The organism is Marinomonas foliarum (assembly GCF_003337275.1).
GTDB lineage: Bacteria > Pseudomonadota > Gammaproteobacteria > Pseudomonadales > Marinomonadaceae > Marinomonas > Marinomonas foliarum.
Genome location: NZ_QPJQ01000058.1, coordinates 1 through 8,631, shown reverse-complemented (window position 1 = coordinate 8,631; position 8,631 = coordinate 1). Strand labels below are relative to the sequence as shown.

Below are 8,631 nucleotides of genomic sequence, written 5' to 3'. Positions count from 1 at the left end.
CAAGTGGGTTAAGTGGTGATTAAATGTCGCTTCTGAGGAAATACTGTCACAAGCTGAAAGTCAGCTAAAAATTGTCTTACTTGTTCGTATGTTCCTAAAGCGAAAAGCGCTCTATCAAAATTATTTTGGAGAGTTCATTTATACAGGAAGAATGAATGATTAATCTAGGACAAAAATTTTTAAGTAACCATTTAGAAACAGCGCTTTGGAGAGTAGCCAGCTCGACAAAAGAGGTTGAAATTGAAGCTGATAATTCGTTTGCCGTTTATCGTAATACCTTTGATCAAACGGAAAAACAGGCACTTTAACTAGAGCAACGCGCATAGGCTATGAACGAAATGGTTGCGCAAGGTAATGAATAAGTGGGTAGCACAAATAGAATATCGAACTTCTGGTTGAGGAGCTCATGTCAACATCTGATAAGGTGAAAAATATTAGTAAGAGTAGTCACTCAATATCAACTCTGGTTGGAGCCATCTACTGCTGTGTTTTCTCTTAACTCTAAATCATCAGTTTTAATTAAAATGGGTGGTTAATGTTCATAATCATTGGTCTTTAGCGTCCCCGAATTGGTCTCTTTCGACCATAAGCCACTATTGACCCAACCTTCAAACTGGCTGTTTTGTCCTTATCTAAACAATGTATCTGAACGGCAACTTTGCGGACTTCACAGGCACAAGAGCAAAAAAGTCTGATCAGATTTCTTTCGAAGGTCGACTTCTGGGCATCCTAGTGCCATGAACTGCCGTTGAAGGTTAAATAGAGCGTGGCCTAATCGTCATGAATTAGGGTGCTGGAAAATTAAGGCTTTGCTTCAAAAGCGTTCATGTTTGACTGACCCAAAAACAGCTTACTTCAAGAGCAAAGCGATCATTATGAACCGAAAAAAAACTAGCTAACTTCCAACCTTCTTGCTCGCTGTTTTCTGAGGATTTAATAGGTAGCGCTTTGTGCTCGATGCCAGTGGTATTTAGTGCAACCAAAAATGATCGATTTCAACAAAGAGTCATTAATATTCCTGCATTCTTAAAATGTTAGTTTTGTGCTCAACCCCCCATATAGAGTACTGTCCCCGTGAGTTCTTTTTCACTCCAGTCAGTCAAGCTATGAAATAAAATAGTCATCTAAGCTTCATTTCTCTGTCATATTCAAACCTTAGTATTCGATTGTGAACCGCAATACAGCGGTGACAATTATTGCGAAAGGTAATGATATGACGTTAAGCCACTCACCTCAGCCAATTCTGTCCACAGACGATCTTGGCATAATCTATCCCGGCGGAATTGAAGCATTACGTGCAACCTCAATCAACTTTCAACGTGGTGAATTCACAGTGCTGCTAGGTTTATCAGGTGCGGGAAAATCATCCTTATTGAGGTCACTGAATCATTTGGTGAAACCTACCTCGGGTAAAGTGATTTCTGCTGAATTCGGAATACTGGATAATCAAGGCATACTGCGCCGGCATCGACGCAAAACCGCGATGGTGTTTCAGCACCATCAACTGATTCTGCGTCACACAGCCCTGCAGAATGTACTCATGGGGCGACTGGGATATCATTCATTCTGGCGTAGTTTATTGCCGCCACCCAAAACCGATCTTGAATTGGCATTGCATTGTCTGGATCGCGTTGGCCTTGCTGACAAAGCCCTGGTGCGGGTCGATCAATTATCAGGTGGCCAGCAACAACGAGTAGGTATTGCCCGAGCTTTGGCTCAGCAGCCGAGTATTATTCTGGCGGATGAACCTGTCGCCAGCCTGGATCCATCCACATCCGAAAAAATTTTGTCTCAATTGAAACAAATCTGTGCCGAAGACGGCATTACCTCTATCGTCTCATTGCATCAGCTTGAATATGCCAAACGTTTTGCCGATCGCATCATTGGTTTAGCTCAAGCCCAAGTGGTGTTTGATGCCGCTCCGCAAGAGCTCGATGACAAACAGCTCAAGTTGATTTATCAACAATCGGCCAACCCCAAAAGAAAAGATAAACAAACCGCCGATACGCAATCCAATTCTTCTTATCAACATTTACCCACTAAAACGGCAACACAACTGGAGATAGCAAAATGAAACTGTTTAAACAAATACTCTTAGCCACCACCTTGCTGGTGACAGCCATAAGCCCCTGTATGGCAGCAGATGCCGATCCGGATATGCTCAAAGTCGCCTTGCTGCCGGATGAAAACGCTTCCGAACTAATCAAGCGCAATGAACCCTTAAAAAATTATCTGGAAGCCAAGTTAAACAAAAAGGTGGAATTAATAGTCACAACCGATTATTCATCCATGATTGAAGCGATGCGCTTTGGCCGTATTGATCTGGCCTATTTCGGCCCGCTGTCTTATGTGATGGCCAAATCAAAAAGCGATATTGAACCGTTTGCGGCAATGATAATCGACGGTGTACCGACATACCGTTCCATTTTGATCGCCAATACAGAGTCAGGCATTGATTCCTATGCCGACATTAAAGGTAAAAAAATGGCCTATGGCGATCGCGCCTCAACGTCCAGTCATCTCATCCCGAAAACGGTTCTTTTAGAGGAAGGCGGCATCGAAGCGAAAACCGATTACGAACAACACTTCGTCGGCTCGCATGATGCTGTGGCTGTCAATGTGGCCAATGGTAATGCAGATGCAGGCGGGCTCTCTGAGGTGATTTTTAAGTATGTGGTGGAACGTAAACTCATTGACCCGGCAAAAGTTAAAGTTTTGGGCTATAGCAAACCTTATCCACAATATCCCTGGGCAATGCGCTCCAACCTTAATAAGGATCTCAAAGTGAAAATTAAAGATGCGTTTGTCAGCCTGGATGACAAAGAGATATTGAAGAATTTCAAAGCAGAGGGATTTGCACCGATTACCGATGCTGATTATGACGTGATACGTGTTATGGGTAAATTACTGAATCTTGATTTTTCCAAGATGTAAGGATGATTTATGAATACCTACCTGATTACACAAACAGATGTGCTGCAAAGTTACAGCAAGAACTGGAAACGTAAAACCCTGCAGGTGGTGACCTTATTGGTCATCGTTCTGCTGGCAGCCTGGTATGTGAATGTACTGAACTTCGAAATTTTGGCAAATGGCTTGCCTGCAATAGGAACGTTGGCTGGCGAGTCTTTCCCACCGGACTTTACCAACCTTCAAAACTGGTTTTCACCCTTGCTGGATACGCTAGCAATGAGTATTGCCGGTACCGCAATTGCAGTTATATTTTCTGTGCCTATGGCATTTCTGGCAGCGCGTAATACCTCACCTCATGGTGTGATCTTTCAGCTGGCGCGCATCGTTCTAAATGCCCTTCGATCCGTTCCGGAACTGATTATGGGGATTATTTTTGTGGCTGCCGTCGGCTTCGGTGCCTTACCCGGTGTGCTGGCTTTAGCGCTGCATTCCATCGGCATGGTAGGTAAATTCTTTGCCGAAGCGATTGAGCACGTGGATGACGCTCCGGTGGAAGCCGCCCGTGCCGCTGGTGCCTCACCGATGCAGGTGCTCTATCACGCAATTCTTCCCCAAGTGATGCCGCAGTTTGCCGATGTCGCAATTTATCGCTGGGAATATAACTTCAGAGCTTCGACAATCATGGGCATGGTAGGCGCTGGCGGTATCGGTTTTGAACTTATGGGTTCACTACGCATTATGCAATATCAGGAAGTATTGGCTATCCTGCTAGTGATTCTGCTGATGGTCACATTGGTCGATGCCTTGAGCGGCCTGTTACGCAAAAAATTCAAGTAGGAGATAACGATGAAACCAAAATTGGTAATTACGCATAAAGTACATGAAGAGGTGTTGGCCATATTAGCACCGCATTGTGAGTTGATCACGAATCAGACCCCGTTCAGCTTATCACGCAACGATACAATGAAACGGGCGAAGGATGCAGAAGCCTTGATGGTATTCATGCCGGATCGGGTAGATACCATTTTTTTAGAGTCTTGCCCGCAACTGAAGGTCATTGGTGCGGCATTAAAGGGCTATGATAATTTTGATGTCGATGCCTGCACTGAACACAATGTCTGGCTGACCTTTGTACCAGACCTATTAACAGTACCCACAGCTGAATTAACCATCGGCCTAATGGTCGGATTAATTCGGCATATACGGGCGGCGGATCAACATGTACGTATTGGAAACTTTAAGGGCTGGCTTCCACAGTTTTACGGAATGGGAATTGAAGGATCCACTATTGCGATTATCGGCATGGGTGCAATTGGTCAGGCCATTGCACAAAGGCTGAGCGGTTGGGGTGCAACCTTAGTCTATACCGACACTCAGCCTCTGGATGCAGAACAACAAGCAGCATTAAAACTTGAATTTTTGTCTTTGGACGACGCCCTTGCTCAGGCCGATATCGTGATTATGGCACTGCCATTAAACTCGCAAACGCAACATCTTTTAAATACACAACGTTTACAGCAGATGCGGCCCGGTTCATTTTTGGTGAATCCCTGCCGTGGGTCTATTGTTGATGAAAGTGCCATTTTAGATAAGCTTAATAGCGGCCATTTAGCCGGATATGCCAGTGATGTTTTTGAAATGGAAGACTGGGCACGTCTCGACAGGCCAAAGGAAATCAATCCCAATTTATTAACACATCCCAACACCTTGTTCACGGCACATATCGGTTCAGCGGTGAGCAAGGTCAGGTTAGCCATTGAAACACGTGCGGCTGAAAATATTCTCAGGGTTTTGAACGGCGAGCCTCCATTGGATCCGGCCAACCAATTACCCGCACAAAAGGAAATAGCATGCTCAATCTGATCTGGCTGAAAAGTTTGATCATGGTGATTGAGCAGCGCAGTTTTCAGGCAGCTGCCGAGCAGCTGGGATTAGCCCAACCAACTATCTCGCAGCATATTCAGAAGCTGGAAGAAACGCTCTGCGTATCCTTGATTCATCGTGTGCGTAGCGGTTGCCAGCCGACTGAATATGCCCTTCGTCTTTTGCCGTATGCGCAGAGCATGTTGCGACTACAAGACAGAGCCTTGCTGGCTGTGAATCAACCCTCCATGAGAATTGGAGCCAGTTCAAATATCGGCATTTATCTGTTGCAGCCTTACCTGCAGAATTACCGGCATAAACAAGCGTTTATAAATGACAAACTGGATATCGTAATAGACAGCAACCCAGTCGTTGCCGAAAAACTGGAAAATGCTGAAATCGATATCGCCTTGATGGAATGGTGGCCAGGTAAAGCTGGTTTTGAATCTCAAATCTGGAAAACTGAAGCATTAGTCTTGATTACGCCTCCAGATCATCCACTTGCAAAACTGTCATCGATCAGTAAATCAATATTGTCCGGGCTGAATTTGTTAGGCGGAGAATCTGGCAGCGGAACAGGAAGGATACTCAAAAACTACTTGCAGGAATGCCAGCATTTTCCCACTGTATCAATGCAACTGGGCAGCACAGAGGCCGTTAAGCAGGCGGTTCGGGCAGGCATAGGAATATCGCTGGTATTTGCATCGTCTGTTGTTGATGAGGTGCAACATGGAAGTTTATGTGCAATCCCTTTAGAGGATCATGCGCTAACAAAAGACATCCAGCTGGTCTGGCGGCAGCAATCGACCATTCAGCAAAAACAGCCGCAATTTGTTGAATATTTACTCAGTTCATAGGTCAATCTTTAACAAAAAATATGATACTGCTCCCACGCAAATATAGATTCACCCAACGTATGACTAGGCAAGCACTTTAAAAACACAAATGATTCTTAGGATCATTGGGTCAGAATAGTTTATTTTCGAGCAAATATTGGGAGATTTGGTCACTACGACATTTAAAGATAGCCGTTTAAGTTAATACTGAAACAGGCAAGAGAGAAGAGATTGTTTTAGGTGGCGGGTTCAAGATTCAAACTGGCTGTTTTATCTCTATCTAAAATAAGGCTACCGAGCGGCAGCTTTGCGGACCAATAAGCCATAGTGGGGTTGTCAGCTTTAGTCACGACACATATTAAAATTGTAAGGCCGATACACTTTATTGCATACTAGATTTCTTTAATTCTTGTAATTCTCTACGTAGCTCGAAATTCTCTCTAAGAAGATTCATCATCTTCTCCAAACAGAGGTCATGTTCGGCCTTAAGTTTTGAATATCGAGCATTTGCCTTCTTCTTTTGAGATGTAATAAGCTTTATCGAATCGGAATTTTCTGGATCTCTACTAGCGGCAGAACATCTCGTGTTTTCAGTATTTTCAATTGAATCACACAAATCAGGGTATCTTTCCTGTTTTACAAACCCTTTCTTCTTACCCGCCTCAATCGCTACATTATCTTTAGTGAATTTAAAGGAAGGAGAATTAGTATCAATGATCTGAGCTTTCCCAGACTTCAGTCGTTCAAAAGCTTCCCAGTATAAAGCTTCGCCTCTTAATTCAGTCACTCGATGATCTCCTTAACAGGAATTAAATTGTTTCGTGCTGCAAGGTGTTGCTCTACAACAGATATTTCTTTTTCTCGCTGAAGTGAAAAGGGACTTTTTTCACCGTATATGGAGATTTCTTCTTTCCATACTTCGATTTGATCAGCCATGATTTCGGCAGTGTCATCGTTGAAAATAGCATCACTACAATCGATACATGGAAGAATCGAGGTAAATGCGACTCTATCGCAAGGCTCTATGGAAGAGCACCCTCCTACTACAGTTCTCCGATATGATAGTCTGCCTGATCTTACTTCTTTCTCAGTTAGAGCGCGGTCTTCGTAGATTGAAGGGAGTATACCTTTATTTTTTTGCCTCTGAAGAGTTGCACCTGCGCCACCAAATAGGATTCCTTCATAATCAGAAATGTCATTACAAATAGCATCAACCTTCATGGTTAAAACTTCTTCTTGAAGTTCATTTATAAAATCGAATAATCCTTCATTCTGATTGGTACCTCTCTCTACAAAATTATTCGCATAGGCACTTCCATCAGTATAATAAACCGTCATTTTTTCTATTGGATGTTTGAGTTGATTGGCAATTACTGGAATTGATACTCCTCCACGAGCAGCATATACAACTAATGAACGGCGATACATGTGCCATGCAAAAGGGAATTCCTTGCCGACATCTATACCTTTTTTAGAAAAGTCGACCCATGGGTTGAAACTCTGCATCTCTTCTAGGTCTTCATTTGTAATGACAAAGGCCTCTCGACGCAGTGTATTGTTAGTACTGGCTCTCCATCCCTCTTTGAATGGCCGAGGGTTCACAACAAATATAGGCGTCTCGCTGTCAACCCTCGAACTATGGTTAGGAAAAAGAGGGTACTTATCTTGATTCACAGAATCCATATTCAGCGAATAATAGAACCTGTAGATTAACCTTGCACTGGCAAGAGCGCACTGATAGTAAAGTTCTGCTTGATCTGCCGTAACCCAGAACTGTTTCTTTGGAGAATTACCAGCAAACTTGAATGTATAGCTATCAAACCCGCAAATTACTTCTTCCCCATAAGTAACCCTTCGATAGCTATTTAAAGGGATTGCTCGTACTTCAGAGACCCTCATGCCAGTAAATTGAGAAATCATAGCTGCTGAAGTTTTTTGAATATAGCTAATATAGTTTGTTAATTCCTGAATGCTATCAACTTGTAACTCTTCTAATAGGTTAGCGATATCTGGATATGTTTCTTTAATATATTTCCATACCTGTCGAGCGATAGTAGCGTTACTCTTACGCCATTTCCCGAATTTGATTTCCCCTTTTTCTGCTCTCTCCTTAGTCACTTCGTAATGTTCCCAGGCTTTCTCTACTTCCGTTACGACCTCCATAAACTTAAAACAGGTCTCGGTACTTTGTTCGATAAGCTCGCTGAGCAACCTTATTGGAATGACAGGTGTTTGGATTTTTTCTCTAATTGCTTCATCCACGCGCTCCTGAGCTTGTTCAGCTACCAGTTTAGTTAAATCCACAGAGGGTATAAGGTTGAAATCGTTTACCTGATGCGATAGTTGCGAGAGGTGTTTAATCAGATTGTATAGACTTGCAAGCCTAACCCACTCTTGGTACCGACTTTCCGCCCCTTCCAATCTACATTCGATAAATTCGGTTTTACCTAAAACATCTGCGAACTTAATTCCAGAAGATAGAGCATATCTTGCTAAGTATTTTATTTGTATCCATAGCGCCATTACGCTGTTTACTGATAGCTGTCTTCGATACCATAAATTTAGAATGATTAATTTAGAATCTTGAATGATAGAATTGGCGAGCGGACTCTGTCTTTCAAAGACTCCATGATCTTCGGAAAATATACTTTCGAAATATATACGAGCATTTGGTCTTGACGTGTATAGAGAAAAATCCCAAACATTATCAGCAAAAACAGACAGAATGTCTCCGTTTCTTCGCCGACTTATAACATGGTTAGAATCAGGGGTAGAAACATCAGTAGATAGTGAATCAGGCGAAGTATGCTGAGCAATCCCTATAGTGTCATAGGGTACTAGTTGAACATTCACGAGTATGCCTCCAAATCAGCTAGTAGATCAAAATGACTCTGCCAATGCTTTGACAAATCTCCTTGCTTTACCCTGAATTCAAGTCCGAAGTGCGACACTTTCACTTCAAGCAACTAAGCACATTTCTTTAAACACTACGGCTGGTTGCTTGAACCCTAAACACTTC

At 43.0% G+C, this 8,631-nt stretch carries 8 protein-coding genes; 6 read left to right on the top strand and 2 right to left on the bottom strand.

What is annotated here, in order from left to right; genetic code table 11:
• Positions 1-155: 155 nt before the first annotated feature.
• From DFP77_RS19605 to DFP77_RS18900, 6 genes are all read left to right on the top strand, one after another.
• Positions 156-308, top strand: coding sequence for a hypothetical protein (locus DFP77_RS19605; protein WP_007146141.1), 153 nt, complete (start codon positions 156-158; stop codon positions 306-308).
• Between the two features lie 860 nt (positions 309-1,168).
• Positions 1,169-2,074, top strand: coding sequence for a phosphonate ABC transporter ATP-binding protein (gene phnC / locus DFP77_RS18920; protein WP_425435127.1), 906 nt, complete (start codon positions 1,169-1,171; stop codon positions 2,072-2,074).
• Entirely contained in the window at positions 2,071-2,934 is an 864-nt protein-coding gene (phnD, locus tag DFP77_RS18915; protein WP_007146139.1) for a phosphate/phosphite/phosphonate ABC transporter substrate-binding protein, read from the top strand. Before phnC ends, phnD begins: the two co-directional genes overlap by 4 nt.
• Before the next feature lie 9 nt (positions 2,935-2,943).
• Positions 2,944-3,750 carry a phosphonate ABC transporter, permease protein PhnE gene (phnE, locus tag DFP77_RS18910; protein ID WP_007146138.1) on the top strand — a complete coding sequence of 269 codons (807 nt, stop codon included), beginning with the start codon at positions 2,944-2,946 and terminating at the stop codon, positions 3,748-3,750.
• 9 nt (positions 3,751-3,759) lie between these two features.
• Positions 3,760-4,776 (top strand): phosphonate dehydrogenase, encoded by a 1,017-nt coding sequence (locus DFP77_RS18905; RefSeq protein WP_007146137.1) that lies wholly within the window; start codon positions 3,760-3,762, stop codon positions 4,774-4,776.
• Complete coding sequence (locus DFP77_RS18900; RefSeq protein ID WP_007146136.1) at positions 4,764-5,633, top strand: LysR family transcriptional regulator; 870 nt, start codon at positions 4,764-4,766, stop codon at positions 5,631-5,633. The genes DFP77_RS18905 and DFP77_RS18900 overlap by 13 nt, the downstream gene beginning before the upstream one ends.
• A 361-nt stretch (positions 5,634-5,994) precedes the next feature.
• Here the strand turns inward: DFP77_RS18900 and DFP77_RS18895 are convergent, their stop codons facing one another.
• The gene (locus DFP77_RS18895; RefSeq protein WP_014611287.1) at positions 5,995-6,399 is read right to left on the bottom strand and encodes a hypothetical protein; all 405 of its coding nucleotides are present in this window, start codon (positions 6,397-6,399) and stop codon (positions 5,995-5,997) included.
• Complete coding sequence (locus DFP77_RS18890) at positions 6,396-8,465, bottom strand: integrase (RefSeq protein WP_014611288.1); 2,070 nt, start codon at positions 8,463-8,465, stop codon at positions 6,396-6,398. Before DFP77_RS18890 ends, DFP77_RS18895 begins: the two co-directional genes overlap by 4 nt.
• Between the last annotated feature and the right edge of the window lie 166 nt (positions 8,466-8,631).

What these genes read in the sequence shown, in the direction of transcription:
- DFP77_RS19605 (WP_007146141.1), top strand. Translation starts at nt 156, where the DNA reads ATGATTAATCTAGGACAAAAATTTTTAAGTAACCATTTAGAAACAGCG.
- phnD (WP_007146139.1), top strand. Translation starts at nt 2,071, where the DNA reads ATGAAACTGTTTAAACAAATACTCTTAGCCACCACCTTGCTGGTGACA.
- phnE (WP_007146138.1), top strand. Translation starts at nt 2,944, where the DNA reads ATGAATACCTACCTGATTACACAAACAGATGTGCTGCAAAGTTACAGC.
- DFP77_RS18905 (WP_007146137.1), top strand. Translation starts at nt 3,760, where the DNA reads ATGAAACCAAAATTGGTAATTACGCATAAAGTACATGAAGAGGTGTTG.
- DFP77_RS18900 (WP_007146136.1), top strand. Translation starts at nt 4,764, where the DNA reads ATGCTCAATCTGATCTGGCTGAAAAGTTTGATCATGGTGATTGAGCAG.